We start from the raw sequence: 20,668 nt of genomic DNA, 5'->3' as shown, positions 1-20,668 counted from the left end.
CGCGCTCCTCCATGAATTTGAACGCACTTCCGATACGCCATCCGCGGCCCCAAGTCACATTTGGACATTACTTCCGAGAACAAGGCCGATTCGACCGCGGCGGCGCCTCGATTCGTCGTTCCATTCACTCATATTGACCTGAATTGGCACGAACCGTCACCGCGCCGACCGGCAGCGCTTGACAGCGTTAAAATTTCGTAAAGCATGGAGTTACTTGGCTCCGTTCCGCCGGCCGGTCTCGCAAGGAGTTTTCGGCAGGGGACTAGCAGGGACGCCAAACAGGGGGACCAACATGAGCACTTCCGAATTCGGCAACAGCACGCCTACCGATGGCCAGCCTCTCTCGTGGGATTCGCTGAGCGAAGTCGTTCATAACAGGTATGTAGAGGGCTGCGGCTGCGCAGGGTGCCAGGGGTCGCACAAGACGGGCACGCACGAAGACGATACCGGGGCTTCCGGCGGCGGCAGCGCCACCGGCGCCAATCCCGAGGGCGGCAGCCTCGGCGTGCTGCTGCCGCTGGTCACCAATCCGGACGGCAGCAAGTCCATCACCGGCAACCGCAACGTCGACGCGGTTCTGATCGGCTCCAAATGGGGCACGCAGAACCTGACCTACAGCTTCCCGACGGCGGGCTCGAACTACAATGGCATCGGCTACGACACCAATGGCGTCAGCAGCTACCAGCTCGAGCTGGGCTCGATGCAGCAGGCCGCGGCGCGCGCCGCTTTCGCGCAGATCTCTGCGGCGACCGGGCTGACCTTCACCGAAATCACCGAGACCGACACGGTCCACGCCAATATCCGCATCTCGCAGACCGGCGACTCCGATGTCGCGTCGGCCTATGGCGGCTTCCCGTCTGACACGCGCGGCGTCGCGGGCGACATCTGGTTCGGCCGCAACAACCAGCCCTATTACGACATGGCCACCCAGGGCACATGGGGCTTCGCCACCATCATGCACGAGATCGGCCACACCATGGGGCTGAAGCACGGGCACCAGGATTATACCAACAGCGACCTGTCCTTCTACTTCGGGTCGTTCCCGCGCTTCGGCACCCAGTCGCTGACTCCCGACCGTGACGGCCAGTCCTGGTCGCTGATGACCTATACGCCGGCGCCGTTCACCAACAGCAACTTCGCCGGCGAGAAGGTCAACCAGCCGCAGACCTACATGCAGTACGACCTGGCCGCGCTGCAATATATGTACGGCGCCAACTACACGACCAACGCCACCGACACCGTCTATAGCTGGAGCGCGACGACCGGCGAGATGTTCATCAACGGCGTCGGCCAGGGCGCGCCGTCGGGCAACAAGATCTACCTCACCATCTGGGACGGCGGCGGAAACGACACGATCGACGTCAGCAACTACTCGGGTGGTGTTACCGTCGATCTGCGGCCGGGCGAGTTCTCGACCTTCGATCAGGCGCAGCTCGCCAACAATCTGGCCTATCAGAACCTCGTCAACCTGGCGCCCGGCAACATCGCCATGTCGCTGCTGTACAACAATGATTCGCGCTCGCTGATCGAGAACGCGAAGGGCGGCGTCGGCAACGACATCTTCGTCGGCAACACCGCGAACAACATCCTCGACGGCGGCGCCGGCAGCGACACGGTGATCTTCACCAACACGACGGGCATCAGCGTCACGCTGAACGACACCAACGCCGACGTCATCGTCACGCATGATGGCGAGACCGATACGCTGCGCAGCATCGAGAATATCGGCGGCACCAGCGGCAACGACACGCTCACCGGCAACAGCCAGGCGAACATCCTCGTCGGCGGCTCCGGCGGCGCCGACGTCCTCACCGGTCTCGGCGGCGACGACCGTCTGATCGGCGGCGGCTTCACCACCACCACGACCTATTCGGCGCCGTCGCAGGCGGACATCACCAAGGCCCAGTCCACCAGCAACGGCTCGATCGCCACCGCGGTGGACACCACGGGCGCCTTCGATGTCGATGCCAACCCGGACATCACGAACGCGGGCACCCTTCCGCACGCGACGATCAACGCCACCGCCGCGGGCGGCGCGGTGGAATATTACAAGATCGTCGTGACGCAGGCCGGCGCGCAGGCGATCTTCGACATCGACGGCAACGGCACGCTGACCGACAGCATCCTCGAGCTCGTCAACAGCAGCGGCGTGGTGCTGGCGTCGAACGACACGGGGTCGGGTGACGCGTCTCCGGCCGGACACGACGACGCCTATCTGGTCTACACCTTCGCTGCGCCCGGCACCTACTATATCCGCGTCGGTCAATGGACGGGCAGCACGATTGCCCAGCCGCTCGATGCGGGGATGACCTATCAGCTGAACATCTCGCTGCAGGGCGCGGCTGCCGTGACGACCACGGTCACCGCCAACAACACCAGCAGCGCGGTGCTCGACGGCGGCGAGGGCAATGACTTCCTCCAGGGCACGATCGCGAACGACGTCCTGATCGGCGGCAACGGCATCGACACTGCGTCGTTCGTCAACGCGTTCAGCGGCGGCTCGACGACCGGCGTCACCGTCGATCTCAACCTCCAGGGCGCGGCGCAGAATACCGTCGCAGCGGGTTCGGACACGCTGACCGGCATCGAGAATTTGGTCGGCTCGGCGCTGAACGACACCCTCATCGGCGACGGCAACAACAACGTCATCGAAGGCGGTCTCGGCAATGACGTCCTGACCGGCGGCGGGGGAATCGACACCGCTTCCTTCGCCGGAACCTCGTCCGGCGTGACGGTGAACCTCGCCGGACAGGGGGCGGCGCAGAATACCGGCGCTGGCTCGGACACGCTCAGCGGCTTCGAGAATCTCGAAGGCTCGGCGTTCGCCGACAGCCTGACCGGCGATTCCAATGCCAACACGCTGACGGGCGGCGCGGGCGACGACACGCTCAACCCTGGGGCGAACACCGTCGGCGCGATCGACCTGCTCGACGGCGGCCTCGGCAGCGACACCGCCTCGTTCGCCGACGCCACGTCTGCGGTGACGGCGGTGCTGACCGGCGGGACCGACGGCATCGCGCTGTTCAACGGCATGATGGTCGCCACGTTGCGCAGCATCGAGAATCTGCGCGGCGGTTCGGCCGCCGACTTCCTCGTCGGCGACGCGAACGGCAACGTGATTGACGGCGGACTCGGCGACGACATCCTGAACGGCGGCGACGGCGTCGACACGATCTCGTTCGCGAGCAACGGCGCCACCGGCATCACGGTCAACCTCGGCACCCTGAGTGCGCAGAACACCGGCGCGGGCAACAAGACGATCATGGGGTTCGAGAATGTCCGCACCACAGCGGGCGCGGACAACGTCACCGGCGATGGCGGTGACAACGTCTTCTACGAAGCCGGCGGCGCCGACACCTATAACGGCGCGGGCGGCTCGGATACGCTCGACTATTCCGCCGCGACCTCGACGGTGACGATCAATCTGAATACCGCCACGGCCCAGAACACCGGGGCTTCCACCGGTTCCGACACGATCACGAACATGGAGAATGTGATCGGCTCGGCCAGCTTCGCCAACGCGCTCAACGGCGGAAACACCACGGCCAATCGCCTTGTCGGCGGCGCGGCCGCCGATTTCCTCGTCGGCAATGGTCAGGGCGACACGCTGATCGGCGGTGCCGGCAACGACGTGATCTTCGGCGACTATGTCAACTCGCTCAGCACGGGCGGGGCCACGGCGGATGGCGTCGATGTGCTCGAAGGCGGCGCCGGCAGCGACCAGCTCGTCGGCGGCCTCGGCAACGACATCCTGCGCGGCGGCGACGGCGACGACACGCTGGTCGGCGGTATCGCCAACGGCTCGGGATCGGGCCTGACCCAAGTCTACACCAATGACGGCGGCCAGGACACGTTCGACGGCGGCGAGGGCTCCGACATCGCCTATGCCTATTACACCGACCAGACCGGCGGGATCGCGTTCGACCTCGCCAATGTCGCGGGCAACAGCGCCATCACGATGGGCGGCGTCGCGGCCGGTGCCTTTATCAGCATCGAGCGGGTGATCTTCCGTGGCGGTCTCGGCAACGATGTCGTCCGGGGCAGCGGTGCGCTCGATACGCTGGTCGGCAACGCCGGCGACGACGTCCTCGACGGCTGGTTCGGCAACGACACGCTGTCCGGCGGCCTCGGCAACGACACGCTGATCGGCGGCGAGGGGCTCGACACGGCGACCTATGTCAACGCGACTGCGGGCGTGAACGTCGATCTCCGGATCGCGGGCGCGCAGGACACCGGCGGCGAAGGCACCGATACGCTGGTCGACATCGAATATCTGACCGGTTCGAACTTCGGCGACACGCTGCGCGGCAACGACGCGTTCAACCTCCTCGTCGACAACGCGGTTTCCGGTGCGGCCGGTCAAACCGACTCGCTGTTCGGCTATGGCGGCAATGACAGCATCCTCGTCACCCGCGCTACGGGAACGGTAGCCACCAACGTCAACATGGACGGCGGCGATGGCGACGACCTCATCGAGTTGCGCTCGGGCGCGCTGTCGACGTTGCTCGCAGCCAACGCGGCCGGCCTGATCGGCAACACCTATGCGGCGCTGGGCACCACCGGTAATCGCTACCTCGACACCGTCGTCGTCGATGGCGGCGCCGGCAGCGACCGTATCATCCTGACGGCGGTCAAGTCCGCGGTCATCGATGCCGGGTCGGGCAACGATACCCTGAGCCTCAGCCTGCTCGGCGCGGCGACGGAATCGAAGCACACCGTCACGCTGGGTACCGGGCAGGACACGATCCAGCTTGCCGGCACCGGCGCGGTCGCCAGCACGACCGACCATGGCAACGTCGTCACCGACTTCGAGGTCGGCGACGCGGGCGACCGGTTCGAGCTGACGACCTTCCTGAACGGCTCGCTGCTCGGCTACACGGCCAACGCCAATGCCTTCGCCAGCGGGCATCTCCGTCTGGTGCAGTCGGGGACCGACGTGCTGCTGCAGGTCGATCGCGACGCCGGCGGTGCCGTGAACGGCTTCGTGACCCTCTTCACGATCGCCAATAGCTACACCGGTGGCTTCACTGCGTACAATTTCGACGGCTTCATCGGCGATCTGGTCCTCACCGGCTTCGATATCGACGAGACCATCACCGGCGCCACCGGCAACGACACCCTCAGCGGTGCAGGCGGCAACGACGTGCTGATCGGGCTGGCCGGCAACGACACGCTGGACGGCGGCACGGGCGACGACACGCTGTTCGGCGGCCAAGGGGATGACATCCTGAAAGGCGGCGCGGGCATCGATACGGCCAGCTACAGCGATGCAGCTGTCGGCGTGACGGTGAACCTCAGCCTCACCGGGCCTCAGGCGACCGGTGCGGGCTCCGACACGCTCAGCGAAATCGAGAACCTGACCGGGTCGGCGTTCAACGACGTGCTGACCGGCGATACGGGCGCCAACCTGCTCGTCGGCGGCGCGGGCGACGACCGTCTCGACGGCGGCGCCGGCGCGGATGGGCTGACCGGCGGCATCGGCAACGACACCTATGTCGTCGACGATGCCGGCGACGTGGTGACCGAGCTCGCCGGTGAAGGCACCGACACCGTCGAATCCTCGATCAGCTACACGCTGGGTGCCGAGCTCGAGAACCTGGTTCTCACGGGCAGTGCCGCGAACGGGACGGGCAACGACCTTGCCAACAGCATCACCGGCAACGAACTCGACAACATCCTGCGCGGCTATGCCGGGAACGACAGCCTGGTCGGGAACGGCGGCAACGACACGTTGCTCGGCGGCACCGGCAGCGACAGCCTGGACGGCGGCGCCGGCAACGATCGCCTCGATGGCGGGGTCGATGGGGTGGCCGATACGCTCAAGGGCGGGATCGGCAACGACACCTATGTCGTGGGCGAGGCCGGCGAGCTGATCACCGAGCTTGCCGGCGAAGGCGGCGCCGACCGCGTCGTCGCCTCGATCAACTACACCTTGGGCGCCAATCTCGAGGAGCTCGAGCTGGTCGGCAACGCGAAGAACGGCACCGGCAACGCGCTCGACAATCTGATCATCGCCAATAATCAGAAGAACGTGCTCGACGGCGGCGCCGGGATCGACACGGTCAGCTACGAGGCGTCGGACGCCGGAGTGCTGATCCGCCTCGACAATGTCCGGACCGGAAACCTCGGCTTCCTCGGGAATATCCTTGGTGCGCTCGAAGATCTGCTGCCGGACGGGGTCGGCGGGTATGCCGCCGGCGACCGCTTGCTGAACTTCGAGAACGTCACCGGTTCGGCGCATGACGACACGTTGTTCGGCAACAACATCGCCAATGTGCTGCACGGTGGCGCCGGCAACGACACGCTGTACGGCGATGACGGCAACGACTCGCTCTATGGCGATGGCGGGCGCGACACCCTGATCGGCGGGAGCGGTGCCGACCTGCTCTTCGGCGGCGGCGATATCGACTCGCTCACCGGCGGGGACGGCAACGACCGGCTCAACGGCGGCGCAGGCCTCGATATCCTCACCGGCGGCGCGGGCAACGACGTCTTCGTCTTCACCGATCTCGGCTGGGACAGCGTCACCGACTTCCGTCGCGGCCAGGACAAGATCGACCTGAGCGGTCTGGACGCCGACACGCGGACCGCAGCCGTCGACGCGTTCCATTGGATCGGGAACGCGGGGTTCAGCGGCAACGCCGGTGAATTGCAGCTGTCCCGCATCCTTGGGGAGTATTACCTCGCCGGTGACACGAACGGTGACGGGATCGCCGATCTGATCATCGGGTTGGGTAACGTTCAGCTGCAGAGCAGCGACATCCTGTTCGGCTAAGTCACCAGCCGAACCGACCCATGCGAGAAGGCGCCTCGGCTCACGCCGGGGCGCCTTTGTCGTTAAAGAAGCGGTGCGGTCGCGGACGCCATGGTGGCCAGCCGGCGCCCGGCTGGTCGATTTAGCCAAGTTTGGGACACCAAGAGGACGATGCGGCGGACGCGCGCCTCAGCCAACGCGATGAGCGGCTTGATTTTTCTCGTTTTTACCCTCTAGGCCGACATCGCCATCGTCAAGTCGAGACACGGATGCCGGATACCAAGTCACGCAATGCATCGCGCCTCCAGCGAGGGCTGAGCACCGGCACGGCGGTGGGTGTGGCGGCCGCGCTCCTGTTTTTCCTCCTCACCGGGGGACTTTCCTGGTCGAATATTCAGGCGCTTAGGGCGGACAACGCGAAGGTCATCCACTCGCACGAGGTCATCGTCAGCCTCGACCGGCTGCTTTCCAGCCTTCAGGATGCGGAAACCGGGCAGCGCGGCTTTTTGCTGACGGGGAATGCCAATTATCTTCAGCCGTATCAGGAAGCGGTCGCGCGGGTCCATTCGACCCTTGCCGCGATCGGGACGCTGACTCAGGACAATCCGGCACAACAGGTCAATCTTCGCGAGATCAAGCCGCACGTCGGCGCGAAGCTCGACGAGCTGAAGCAGACGATCGACCTGCGTCGCTCGCAAGGGGTCGGCCCGGCGCTCGCCATCGTCAACACGAACCGCGGCAAATTGAGCATGGACGCGGTCCGCGCCCGGCTCGCGGCGATGCGCCAGGAGGAAGCGCGTCTGCGTGGCGAACGCATCACGCAGATCCAGACGGCCTATTGGACGGCGAGCCTGAGTGGCATCCTCGCCGCGTTGCTGGGCATGGTGTTGACCATTGCCGTCGGGTTGCTGATCCACCGGAGCACGCTGGCCCGCCGGCGCCAGGCGTGGCTGCAGGAAAGCCAGGTCGGCCTCTCCGAAGCGATGCTCGGCGACAAGACGGTCGTTCAGCTGGGCGACGATATCCTCGATTATCTCGCGCCGCGGCTCGGCGCGCAGGCCGGCGTCCTTTTTACCGGAGACGGCGGCAGTTTCGAACGCGTCGCGCAGGCGGGCGTGCCCGCCGATGCGGTGATCGCCGAACGTTTCAGGCTGCGCGAGGGGTTGCTCGGCCGGGTCGCGGCAGAAGGCGAGACGCTGGTCCTCGACGACGTTCCGGAAGGCTATGTGACGATCGGTTCCGCACTGGGTCGGGACAAGCCGCGGCATCTGTTGATCGCGCCGTTCAAGGCGGACGGCGTGGTCAATGCCGTCATCGAGCTGGGTTTCCTGAATCCGGTCGACGAGCGCTTCCTCGCCTTGCTCGCGCAGGTCGGCGAGCCCGCCGGCGTCGCGCTGCGTTCAGCAAAGCTTCGCACCGATCTGCAGAGCCTGCTCGAGGAAACCCAGCGCCAGTCCGAAGAACTGCAGGTCCAGAGCGAGGAACTGCGCGTCTCGAACGAGGAGCTGGAAGAGCAGGGCAGGGCGCTCAAGGAATCGCAGGTCCGGCTGGAACAGCAGCAGGTCGAGCTCGAGCAGAACAATTCGCAACTCGAGGAGCATACGCAGCTGCTCGAGAGCCAGCGTGACGATCTCGCCCGGTCGAATGCCGCGGTCGAGCTCAAGGCGCGCGAGCTCGAGCAGGCGAGCCGTTACAAATCGGACTTCCTCGCGAACATGTCGCACGAGTTGCGCACGCCGCTCAACTCGCTGCTGATCCTGTCCAAGCTTCTCGGCGATAATCCCGAGGGCAATCTTTCGGACGAGCAGGTGCGCTATGCGCACACGATCCAGTCGTCCGGCAACGACCTGCTCAATCTGATCAACGACATCCTCGATCTCTCCAAGATCGAGGCGGGGCATATCGAGATCCGCCCCGAGGGAGTCGCGCTGCAGCGACTCGTCGCGGACCTGCGGCAAACCTTCGATCCCGTTGCCAGCGATCGGAAGCTTGACTTCACGATCGCCGTCGCCGGGGACGCGCCCGCCACGATCGTGACCGATCGCCAGCGGCTCGAGCAGATCCTCAAGAACCTGCTCTCCAACGCCTTCAAGTTCACCGAGGCGGGCAAGGTCGAATTGCGCGTCGCGCAAGCCGAAGCCGGCGCGCTGGCCTTCGAGGTCGTCGATACCGGCATCGGCATCTCCCAGGAGCAGCACCGGGCAATCTTCGAAGCCTTTCGGCAGGCGGACGGCGCGATCAACCGGCGATTTGGCGGGACCGGCCTCGGGCTATCGATCTCGCGCGAGCTCGCGCGTTTGCTGGGCGGCGCGATCACGCTGCGCAGCGAACCCGGCAAGGGCAGCAGTTTCACGGTGACGATCCCGCAGACCTATGATCCGGTCAATGTCGGCGCCCGGCCCGAGCCTGCCGCTCCGGTGGAAGGCGGCGCGTCGTCGGCGGACAAGCAGCCGCGGGCGATTCCGGCCGCCTTTGCGGTCGATGATGATCGCGAGAGCCTTGAGAAAGATCGGCGCATCTTGCTCGCCGTGGAGGATGATCAGGTCTTCGCCGGCATTGTCCGTGATCTGGCGCGCGAGGCCGGGTTCCAGTGCCTCGTCGCGGGTACCGCAGAGGAAGCGCTCGCGCTGGCCCGGCGCTTCCGGCCCAGCGCCATCGTGATGGATATTGGGCTACCCGATCAGTCCGGGCTCGCCGTGCTCGATCGATTGAAGCGCGACGACGCGACGCGGCACATTCCAATCCATATCGTGTCGGCCAGCGATCACACCCAGACCGCGCTGTCGCTGGGCGCGGTCGGCTATCTCCTCAAGCCGGTCAAGCGCGAGGATCTGGCGGACGCGCTGCAGACGCTGGAGACGCGGCTCACGCGGACGGTTCGCCGTGTCCTGATCGTCGAGGACGATCCGCTCCAGCGCGATGCCGTAAGCATGCTGCTCTCGTCGGGCGACGTCGAGACTGTGGGCGCCGGCACCGCCGCGGAGTGTCTGGAGCTGCTCAGGAAGCAGACCTTCGACTGCATGGTGCTCGATCTCTCGCTGCCGGACGCCTCGGGTTTCGCGCTTCTCGAGACACTGAGCAGCGAAGGCGACTATGCGTTTCCGCCGGTGATCGTCTATACCGGCCATGACCTGTCGAGCGACGACGAGCAGCGGCTGCGGCGCTATTCCAGCTCGATCATCATCAAGGGCGCGAAGTCGCCCGAGCGGCTTCTCGACGAGGTGTCGCTGTTCCTGCACCAGGTCGTCGCCGAGCTCCCGGCCGAGCAGCAGAAGATGATTCATGCCGCCCGGAACCGCGATGCGATGCTCGAGGGCCGCCGCATCCTCGTCGTCGAGGACGACGTGCGCAACGTCTACTCGCTGACCAGCATCCTCGAGCCGCGCGGCGCGACGGTCGAGATCGCCCGTAACGGCCAGGAAGCGCTCGACGCGCTCGAACGCTCCGCCGCGGAAGGCGCGGGCGGGGTCGATCTGGTGCTGATGGACGTGATGATGCCGGTGATGGACGGTCTCGAGACGACGCAGCGCATCCGTCGCGATGGCCGCTGGCAGAAGTTGCCGATCATCATGCTGACGGCCAAGGCGATGCCGGATGATCAGGAGCGCTGCCTCGCCGCCGGCGCCAATGACTACATGGCCAAGCCGCTTGAGGTCGACAAGCTGCTGTCGCTGGTGCGCGTATGGATGCCACGCTGACCCCGGTGGCGGGCGACGCCGTCGAGGATATCGAGATCCACCTGCTGCTCGAGGCGCTGTACCGGCGCTATCATTATGATTTCCGGAACTATGCCGGCGTGTCGATCAAGCGCCGGCTGCGTCAGGCGCGCCTGCAGCTTGGTTTTGCCAGCTTCTCGGCGCTGCAGGACGCGCTGCTCCGCGACGCCACCGTCGTTCCGCGGCTGCTCGACTATCTGACCGTGCAGGTCAGCGAGATGTTTCGCGATCCCTCCTATTTCCGGGCCATCCGCGAAAAGATAGTGCCCCATCTGCGGACCTATCCCTCGCTCAAGGTGTGGATCGCCGGGTGCAGCAGCGGCGAGGAGCTGCATTCGATGGCCATCCTTTTTCAGGAAGAAGGCCTGTTCGACCGCACTCTGTTCTACGCGACCGACATCAATCCGGGCGCGCTGGAGAATGCCGCGAACGGCGTCTACGCGCTCGATCGCATCAAGACCTTCACCCAGAACCACCAGAAATCGGGCGGCAAGACCTCGCTGTCGGACTATTATACCGCCGCTTATGGCCGGGCGGCGTTCGACAAGACGCTGCGGAGCCGCGTCGTGTTTTCCGATCACAGCCTCGTCACCGACGCGGTCTTCGCCGAATGCCAGTTCATTTCGTGCCGCAACGTGATGATCTATTTCGACCGCGCGCTGCAAAATCGCGCGGTCGGGCTGTTTCGTGACTCGCTCACGCGGCGCGGATTTCTCGGGCTCGGTTCGAAGGAGACGCTGCGCTTCTCCGAGCACGCTTCCTCCTTCACCGACTTCGTGCGCGAGGAGAAAATCTACCAGCGGCGCGACGGATGAGCATCCCGGCGGTCCAGGCGATCGTGATCGGCGCCTCGGCAGGGGCGATCCAGGCGCTCTCGCGGATCCTGCCGGCGCTGCCGGCGGGCTATCCGATACCGATGCTCGTCGTGGTCCACGTACCGCCTGATGGTTCGGACATCGCGTTGCTCTTCGAAGGGCGATGCGCGGTCACGGTCAGGGAGCCCGACGACAAGGAGCCGATCCAGCCCGGCTGGGTCTATTTCGCCCCATCCGACTATCATCTGCTCGTTGCTGAAGATCGCACCGTGTCGTTGTCGGTGGACGAGCCGGTGCTCTATTCGCGGCCGTCGATCGACGTGCTCTTCGAAAGCGCGGCGGAGGTTTTCGGTCCCGCGCTCGTCGGCGTGATCCTGACCGGCGCGAACGAGGATGGCGCGCGCGGCCTGCGCGCGGTTGCCGAAGCGGGCGGCGAGGCGCTCGTCGAGGATCCCGGTGACGCATTCGCATCCGCCATGCCTGCCGCCGCGATAGCGTCCTGCCGCGAGGCTCGATCAATGTCGCTCGATGCGATAACAGCCTATCTAGTGAAGCTTGGAACCCCATGAGCAGCATCCCGGATCCGGTCAATTTCCTGATTGTCGATGACCTGCCGGAGAACCTCCTGTCGCTGGAGGGGCTGCTGCGGCGTGACGGGTTGGCCTGCCTCAAGGCGCGCTCGGGCGAGGAGGCGCTCGAGCTGCTGCTCAAGCACGATGTCGCACTCGCCTTGCTCGACGTGCAGATGCCGGGGATGGACGGGTTCGAGCTGGCCGAGTTCATGCGCGGCAGCGAGCGCTCGCGCCATGTGCCGATCATCTTCCTGACGGCGGGCACCACCGATACCCAGAGGCGGTTCCGCGGCTATGAGGCGGGGGCGGTCGACTTCATCCAGAAGCCGATCGAGCCCGATGTGCTGCGCGGCAAGGCGGGCGTCTTTTTCGACCTGCATCAGCAGCGGCGCCAGATTCAGCAGCAGCGCGACGCGCTCGAGGAGAACGCAAGGGCACTCGCCGAAGCGGCCGGTCAGCTCGAAGCCCAGGTGAACGCCCGCACCGTGGAGCTCGAGGACGCGCTGCGCCGGCTCACGGCCGAGACCGCGGAGCGCGAGCGCGCCGAGGCGACGCTTCGGCAAAGTCAGAAGATGGAAGCGGTGGGCCAACTCACCGGCGGCATCGCGCACGACTTCAACAACATGTTGACCGGCGTGATCGGATCGCTCGATCTGATGCGCCGCAGGATCGCCTCGGGCCGGACCGACGGCCTCGATCGCTATATGGACGCCGCGACATTGTCCGCGGAGCGGGCGGCGGCGCTCACGCATCGTTTGCTGGCCTTTTCGCGGCGACAGACGCTCGATCCCAAGCCCGTCGCCGTTAACGAGCTGATCCAGTCGATGGCGAACCTCGTCGAGCGTGCCATCGACGAGAAGGTCGATTTCAGCCTCGCGCTCGCCGCCGACCTGCCGCCGGGGATGATCGATCCCAACCAGCTCGAGAATGCCATCCTCAATCTGGCGATCAATGCGCGCGACGCGATGCCCGACGGCGGCGCGCTCACCATCGAAACGACGCTGGCCGATCTCGACGAGACGCATGTCGCGACCCGGCCCGGGCTGGCCCTTGGCCGCTACGTCGTCGTCGCCGTCTCCGATACCGGCGTCGGCATGGCCCCGGACCTGATCCAGAAGGTTTTCGAGCCGTTCTTCACCACCAAGCCGCTGGGGCAGGGAACGGGGCTGGGATTGTCGATGGTCTACGGCTTTGTCCGCCAGAGCGGCGGCGCGGTGCGTATCCATAGCCAGCCCGGTCTGGGAACGTCGGTCAAACTCTATTTGCCGATAACCGAGGCTCAGCCGGTCGCGCCGCTCAAAACCGTGTCACACGCTCCCGATGGTTGCGGGCAGCGCGTGCTCGTGGTGGAGGATGATCCCGCGGTTCGGCTCCTGGTGCGCGAGGTTCTCGAGGAGCTGCGCTACGAACCGATCGAGTTCGCGGATCCGCTCGACGCGGTGCCTTTCCTCGCCTCGGAAGAGCGTGTCGATCTGATGATATCCGATGTCGGTTTGCCCGGCATGAACGGCCGCGAACTGGCGGAGACCGCGCGGATGCACCGGCCCGGGCTGCCCATCCTCTTCATCACCGGCTATGCCGAGAACGCTGCGATCCGCTCGGGCTTCCTCGGAACCAACATGGCGATGGTCACCAAGCCTTTCTCCCTCGACGAGCTGGCCGGGCGGGTAAACCAGCTCGTCACATCCTCCGTGAAATACGCCGAAGTGTGACGCCCGTGTGCGTCCGGGCGCGCGCCTGTGCCGCGGCTCGACTTGCCGGGTTGCCGGGGCGCCGCCATCGCGGACGGCGCCCCGGCAGGCAATCGCTAGAAGCGGATCGAGACCGACGCCTGGCCCGAATGGTTGCTCCACTGACGGGCGAAGGTACCGGTATAGCCGATGCTGAAGCCGAAGCGGCCCGCGCGGGCTTCGACGCCCAGACCGACTTCTGCCGCGTCGCGCGCGACGATCGGTCCGAGGATATCGAAGCCGGACGTTGCGCCGGTGAAGCGGGCACCGAGCACCTGATCGGTATCTCCCCAGGCATGTCGCCACGCGACCGACGCGTTCGGATTGACCGACATGCCGGCGACGTTCGAGCTCGGCAGCCCCTTCACCTTCAGCCCCGCCAGCCCGAAGGTGACGTCGCGGCTGTCCGCATCGATGGCGAGGCCGGTCGCGCCGCCGGCTTCGCGCACCGCGTCGCTCCTGGTGCTGACTTGGCTGAGGCCGACAAAGGGACCGAAGGCGACCTGCCCGGACCGGACCATGAGGCCGGCCTCACCGAAGACCTGGCTGCTGTTGCCGTCGAACGCGCCGGTGAGACTCTGCGAGAGCGCGCCCAGCGCCGACCGGCGCGCGACGTCGAACTCGTTCCACGCATAGCTGCCGCCGAGCTTCGCCCAGAAACCGCTCTCGGCGCCATAGCCGAGCGTCCCCGCGATCGCGCGTGACTTACCGTGCGCTTCGCCCTGCGAGCGGAAGGTCGATTTGGTGCCGGCAAAGCCGAGCGCGACGTCGAGCTTGCCGGTTGAATAGCCGAACCCTCCGAGCAGCCCGGCCTGGCTGGTGTAGAGATGATCGCTGCGCGACGTGGCGCCGGCGTCGCCCCAATTGCCCAGCGAATTGCCCCAGGCGTAGAAGCCCGTGCCCTCCGGCGCGGTGCGTCCGGTCAGGCTGCGGCGCAGCGCTGCCATGTTCTCGATCGTCCCGCCGGCAATGCCGCCATAGATTTCGCCGGTAACCGAGGCGAAGGCCGGCCGGACCGCGCTGTCCTGCAGTAGCAGCGTCTCCTCGAACAGCGCGTTGCCCGGGCCGAGCGCCTCGATCGCGTTGGCGACGCCGATCTGGCCGGCATTGACTCCAAAGGTGTCGAACGCCGCGTCGTTGCGGGTGAGGGCGAGCGTGACGGTGGTCGCGCCATAGGTCACCGACGGGGTGAGGAAGGCGAAATTGCTGGTGATCGTCCCGAACGTCCCGCTCACGCCGCCCGCCGCGGTCAGGATCGTATAGGCGGTGCGTCCGCGATAGCGTCCGGCTTCGGGCAGGACCTGAAGCGTCGCGCCGCCCAACTGCGCGGTGCCCGTCGCGTCGATGCGGTCCGCCTCGCCGGCATTGTTGACTTCGACCTGATAGACGAAGCCCGGGTTCCACATGATGTTGCCCGCCACCGTGAGATGGCCGATCGAGTTGCCCGGCGCGATGTTGCCGCCGCTGCCTTCGAGGCCGCCGATCGTGCCGTTGCCGCCCAGCGTGGCGCCACCCGACATCACGACCGTCGATTGGCCGATCGAGCCGTTGACCTTGAGCGTGCCGCCCTGAACCGCGGTGTCGCCGGTATAGTCGCTGTTGCCGGTCAGGTTGAGCGTGCCGCTTCCTGTCTTGGTGATGCCGCCATCGCCCGAGATCGTGCCCGCGAAGGCGGTGTTGCTCGTCTGATTGACGGTCAGCGCGCTGCTGCCGAGCTCGACGGTGCCCGAAGCCGATCCGGCAAGCTCGCCGATCGTCTGCGCGCCACCCTCGATTTGCGACAGGTCCAGCGTGCCCGAGGCGAGGTTGATCTCGCTATCGGAGGCCAGCTGACCGGTGAATTTGAGGCCGCCGCCGTTGATCGTGGTAGTGCCGGTGAAGGCGTAGTCGCCGCCGAAGGTCAGCACGCCGGCGCCGTTCTTGGTGAGCGCGCCGCTGCCGCTGAAATCACCGGCGATCGTGTAGCTGTCAGAGCGGTCATAGATGAACGCGCCGTTGTTGACGATCGCGCCGCCCAGCGTGCCGCTGGCCCCGCCATTGCCGAGGCGGAAGGTGCCGCCGGCGCTGATCACCAGGTCGCCGGCGAGGTCGCCGCTGGTCAGTTCGAGAACGCCACCCTCGACATTGGTCGCGCCGGTATAGACCAGATCGGGCGAGGCGAGCACCATCCGCCCCGATCCCGCCAGCGTCAGGCTGCCATTGCCCGATATGGCGACGTCGTCGAGCACCACCGCCGTCGCGCCGCTGGCGTTGACCAGCAGTCGGCCATTGTTGACCACCATATCCGCCTGGATCGCGCTCAGACCGTCGACCGCGTCGACCGCCAGCGTCGCGCCGTTGGCGATCGTGACCTGCGAAAATTCGCTGCCGGCGCCGCTCGCGGTCCAATAGCCGCTGTCGACCGCGAGCGTCTCGAAATTGACGAGACGGCCGATCGACTGGCTGGCCGCCGGCTGCGCGACGCTGCCGATCAGGCTGACGCTGTCGACGCCGGCCCCACCGTTTACTGCGCCTGCGATGCTCGAACCGGTGCGCAGGATCAGCCGGTCATCGCCGCCGCCCAGCGTTGCGGCAACGCCGGTCGCGCTTTCGATGCGTCCGGCATTGTCGATCACCGTCGCCCCGCCGGCGACGATGGCGACGCCCGAAGCCCGGATGGTGCCGCGATTTTCGAGGACGCCGCCCTGCAGCGCGAGCACGGCGGTGCCGCCGTTGCTGGTGATCGACCCGCTGTTCACGATCTTGGCCGCGTTGGCCGAGCGCACCGCGGTCCCCGCCGAAACGATCGTCCCGCTATTGTCGAGCTCGAGGGTGCCGAGGACGTCGATCCCGAGGCCGCCCGCGTCGATCCGTCCCGAATTGACGAGGTTCGTCGCGGCCAGATTGATCTGCAGACCATTGCCGTCGCTGCTGCGGATCGTCCCGCTGTTGGTCAGCGTCGTCGGCACGGGTGTTGCGTAAGGATCGCCGAGGACGATCGCGGCGGTTCGCCCTTCGATCGTGCCGCTATTCGTGACCGAAGCCGGGTAGGAAAGATTGACGCCCACTTCGCCGCTGATGGTGCCGGCGTTGTCGAGCCGGAGCATGGCGCCGCTGGTGACGCCGTACATCGCTGCCGTGACTGAGGCATTGGCTGCGACCGTTACCGTGCCGGCGCCATTCAGGACTATGCCATTCGAGCTGGCGGACGATACTGCGCCGTTCACGTCCAATGTGGTGAGGCCGTGGTCTGCGCGCGCAACCACGGCAATGTGGCGGGTGGCGATGTTGCCCGTTCGGACGAATGTGCTGGCGTTGCCGATCGCGTTGATTCCGATGCTGCCGGCGCCGGTGGATACGATCGAGTCGCTGGTGATCGAAAGCGCGCCGGTCTCGGCGATGCCGAAGATCGCAGTGGTTCCCGCGCCGCTGGACTGGAGGTTCGCGCTTGCGACCGTAGCGTCGCCGCCGGTGGCTCTGGCGAAAACGATTGTGCCGCCCTCGCCGGTCGCGGCCGCGGTGCCGCTGGTGACGGACACGCTCGCGCCGGTGGCCGCGATGGCGCTGCCCCATTTGCCGGCGCTCGACGCGTTGTTGCTGGTGATCGAGACGTCGCCGGTCTGCGACATGCCGACCACCGCGTCGGCGGTGAAGTTGCCGAATATGCCGTCGCCCTCGGCATGGGTTTGATCGGCGGTGATCGTGATATCGCCCGACGTGGTGCGCGCCACGATGCCCGCGCCGCTGGCGCCGGTGGCGGTCAACGCGCCGCTGGTCACGCGGACATCGCCTTCGCCGCCGAGGATCATGATGCCGGCGGAGTCGCGCGCGTCGTAGCGCAAGGCGGCCGAAGCGACGTCGATGGCGCCGTTGCCGAGCACATAGATGCCGTAGCGATTGTCGCCCGCCACGGTGACGCTGTTGCTCGCGATCGAGACCGCGCCGTCGCCGGCCTCGACGGCAATGCCGCCCTGGCCGCTGCGGAAGCCGGCGGTGGTGCCGGGATCCTCGCCGGTGCCGGTGATCTCGATGACGTTCGACCGGATGCTGACCGTGCCCGCGGCCTCGGCCGCGATGCCGATCGCGTCGTCGTCCTGACCGCGGATCGTGCCGCGCGCGTCGATCACCAGATTGCCGCGGGCCTCGGCCTCGATGCCGCCCTCGAATCCGTCGGTTATGGTGCCCTGGCCGAGCAGGATCGAGACGTCGTGCCCGTCGGCGCCGATCGCGGGACCGTCCTCGAGCGAGCTGGTATTGCCTGTCGTGGTGATCGAGACGTCGCCACTGTCGCTATAGGCGTCGATGCCGCGACCGTTCGCGGTCGTCGTCCCGGCCGTGATCGTGATGGCGCCCGACACCGAAGTGGCGTCGATGCCATGCGCGCCTTCGCCGCGTGCGGTCGCGGTGCCGCTGGTGATCAGGATCGCGCCGGATTCGGTGTTCGCGCTGATCGCGGCGATATAGTCCGCGTCGTTCGATACCGTCCCCGAATCGACCGTGATCGCGCCGGCGCCGTTGGTGTCGAGGAACGCGCCATAGCGTCCTTCGCCCGATACCGTGGCGCTGATGCTGTCGAGGCTGACATTGCCGCCGCCGGTGCTGACCAGCGAGAAGCCGCCGGGGGTGAAGATGCTGGTCGGGGCCGCGAGCCCCTCGACCGTCACGATGTTCGAGTGGACCGTCAGATTGCCGAAAGTGGTCGCGCCGATCGCGGTTTCGGCCGCGCCGCGCGCCGCGACGGTCCCGTTGTTGGTGATCGTCGCGTCGCCGCCGGTGCCGCTACGGGTGCCGCCCGCGACGATCGTGCCGACCGTGCCCGAGACGACATGATCCGCCGCCAGCGTGACGTCGAAGCTCTTCGCGAGACCGCCGACGCTGATCGCGTTGCTGCCCCGCGACGTGATGTCGCCGGTCGTGGTGATCGAGATATGGCCGTCGCCCAGCGTGGTCCCGCCGGTGTTGGTCAGCGCGCGGATCGCCACGCCCTGCGCCTCGACATGGCCCGCGACGATGGTGACGCCGCCGCGCGCCACGCCGAGGATGCCGCCCGATGCGAGCGCCGGGGTGGGCGCGGTGGTGTTGGTGTTGACGACCTCGTCAGCCGAGATCGTGACGCTGCCGGCGGGGCTCGACGCGACGGCGTTGACCATGAAGTTCGCCGCCGAACCCGTCACCGAGCCGAGATCGAACACGACGTTCCCGTTCTGCGATGCGGCTTGCACCACGTTGGTGGTCGACGCGTTGGCGTGCGCCGTGCCGATGGTGGCATCGACTCCGGCAGCGCCCGATAACGACACCGCCTCGCGGGTGCCGCTGTTCGTCACCGCGTAGATATTGGCGACGACAGAGCCGGTATTGGCGGCGCCGCCGATGGTGGCGGCCGCGGTCTGGCTGCCGGTGACCGCGCCGGCGATCGCGAGCGTCAGGTTGCCGCGCGCCGTGGCGCCGATCGTGCCGGTATTGGTCGCCCCGCTCGAGGTGACGCTGTCCGCGGCCGTCGAGATCGTCACGTTCCCGCCGGGAGCGGTGAGCCCGGTGACGATCGCGGTGCTGACGGCGATCGCATTGCTGGCGGTCGAATGCGTGTCGCCGGTCGTCGCCACCACGACGTCTCCGGTGGCGGAGACGGCGGTGATCGCCGCCCCGGCGGCGGTCGTGTCGACCGCATTGACCGTCGTGCCGTTGGTGCCGTTCGCGAAGATCGCGCCGCCGCTGGTGTAGGCGTTGGTCGTCACATTGGCGTTGACCGTCACATGGTTGCCCGCCGAGACGTTGATCACCGCCGCGGGGCCCGCGCCGGTGACGGTGCCGGCGCTGTTCACGATGGCGTCGTTGGTGGTGTTGGCGACATAGACGGTCGAATAGTCCGTCGCGGTGGACGAGGTGGTGGTGCCCGCGCCGAGATTGATCGTCGCGTTGCGCGCCGCGGTGGTGTTGTTCGTCGTCGAGATGGTGACGGCGGTATGATGTTCCGAATGCGTGTCGCCGGTGGTGGTGATCACCACGTCGCCGGTGGCCGAGACCCCGGCGATCCCGCGGCCGGTGGCGGTGGTGGTATCGGCGTTGATCGTCACGCCCGTCTTGCCGGTGCCGAGGATGGCATAGGAATAGCCGAGAGTGGGATTGATCTGGCCGCCCGTCACCGTGGTCGTGCCGGCGTCGATGAAAGCCGCGCCGTTATTGGCGCGCGCGGCCACCGCCGAGGCGGAGGCGCCGCTCGCCTCGACGGTGCCGGTGGTGGTACGCGCGTCGCCGCTGACTCCCGCGACCGAGAAGACCGCGGTGCCGCGATCTCCCGTGGTTTTGGCATAGCCGCTGGTGACTGTCGCGCCCGCGCCCCCGCTCGCCACGGCGACCGAGCCGATATAGCCGTTGCTCTCGCCGCTGCTCAGCGTCGCACGCGCGGTTCCGTTGACCGAGATCGCGACCAAAGCGTCGCCCGTCCAGCCATTGGTGTCGTCATATCCGCTTCCGCGAAGCACGACCGAGTCACCGGTAACCGCGACGTTGCCGTTCGTGCTCTGCGCATAGACGCCGAGCGTGACGTTGCCGGTGGATTCGACGCTGCCGATATCGAGCGTGATCGCGCCGGAATCCGTCCGCGCGATCAGCGCCCCGCTGTCGCCGTCGCCCGAAACGGTGATCGAATCGAACGCGCCGGTGATCGCCTTGTCGCCGCTGGTCAGGAGGTGGACCGCCGCGCCGCCGGCACCCTGCGCCGCCGTGGTGGTCACCGTGTCGACCGAGACGTCGATCGTGCCGCCGTTGGTCTGGAGCTGCACTGCCGTGGGCGCGCCGGTCGCGCTGGTCGCGTCGACCGCGATATTGGCCGAGCCGCCGATATTGACGATCTGGGGCGTGCCGGCGGGCGTGTCGACGCTCTGCGCATAGGCCTGGCCGGCGCCGCCGATGGTCATGGCGGTGGTGACGAGCAGCGCGCTGCGCAGCCGACGCGCCACCTTGAACGCGTGGTTCCCGGAAATCCTGGTCATAAATTACCCCCGTTGGCGGGCGGACGCGTGCTCGCCAGAGCCGTGATCGGATGACCGCGCCCGCTCGAATTTTTCGTCATTCCGGCCGGGAAGGGCGTGCGCCCCGCAGC

6 protein-coding genes are annotated in these 20,668 nt (G+C 66.9%); 5 read left to right on the top strand and 1 reads right to left on the bottom strand.

Features of this window, described 5'->3' with window-relative positions; all coding sequences use genetic code 11:
• Positions 1-292: 292 nt before the first annotated feature.
• From E5A74_RS06490 to E5A74_RS06470, 5 genes are all read left to right on the top strand, one after another.
• On the top strand, positions 293-6,775 hold the full coding sequence (locus E5A74_RS06490; protein ID WP_135983447.1) for a M10 family metallopeptidase C-terminal domain-containing protein: 6,483 nt from the start codon (positions 293-295) through the stop codon (positions 6,773-6,775).
• A 248-nt stretch (positions 6,776-7,023) separates the two neighbouring features.
• The gene (locus E5A74_RS06485) at positions 7,024-10,452 is read left to right on the top strand and encodes a response regulator (protein WP_135983446.1); all 3,429 of its coding nucleotides are present in this window, start codon (positions 7,024-7,026) and stop codon (positions 10,450-10,452) included.
• On the top strand, positions 10,437-11,285 hold the full coding sequence (locus tag E5A74_RS06480) for a CheR family methyltransferase (protein ID WP_135983445.1): 849 nt from the start codon (positions 10,437-10,439) through the stop codon (positions 11,283-11,285). Before E5A74_RS06485 ends, E5A74_RS06480 begins: the two co-directional genes overlap by 16 nt.
• The gene (locus tag E5A74_RS06475; RefSeq protein WP_135983444.1) at positions 11,282-11,854 is read left to right on the top strand and encodes a chemotaxis protein CheB; all 573 of its coding nucleotides are present in this window, start codon (positions 11,282-11,284) and stop codon (positions 11,852-11,854) included. The genes E5A74_RS06480 and E5A74_RS06475 overlap by 4 nt, the downstream gene beginning before the upstream one ends.
• Positions 11,851-13,569 (top strand): response regulator, encoded by a 1,719-nt coding sequence (locus E5A74_RS06470; protein ID WP_135983443.1) that lies wholly within the window; start codon positions 11,851-11,853, stop codon positions 13,567-13,569. The genes E5A74_RS06475 and E5A74_RS06470 overlap by 4 nt, the downstream gene beginning before the upstream one ends.
• Before the next feature lie 95 nt (positions 13,570-13,664).
• Here E5A74_RS06470 and E5A74_RS06465 read toward each other — a convergent pair whose 3' ends face one another.
• Positions 13,665-20,558 (bottom strand): autotransporter-associated beta strand repeat-containing protein, encoded by a 6,894-nt coding sequence (locus tag E5A74_RS06465; RefSeq protein ID WP_135983442.1) that lies wholly within the window; start codon positions 20,556-20,558, stop codon positions 13,665-13,667.
• Positions 20,559-20,668: the final 110 nt, after the last annotated feature.

Source organism: Sphingomonas naasensis (genome assembly GCF_004792695.1).
Lineage (GTDB): Bacteria > Pseudomonadota > Alphaproteobacteria > Sphingomonadales > Sphingomonadaceae > Sphingomonas > Sphingomonas naasensis.
Note: the sequence above shows the minus strand (reverse complement) of the source record. Positions and strands in the feature narration are given on the sequence as shown.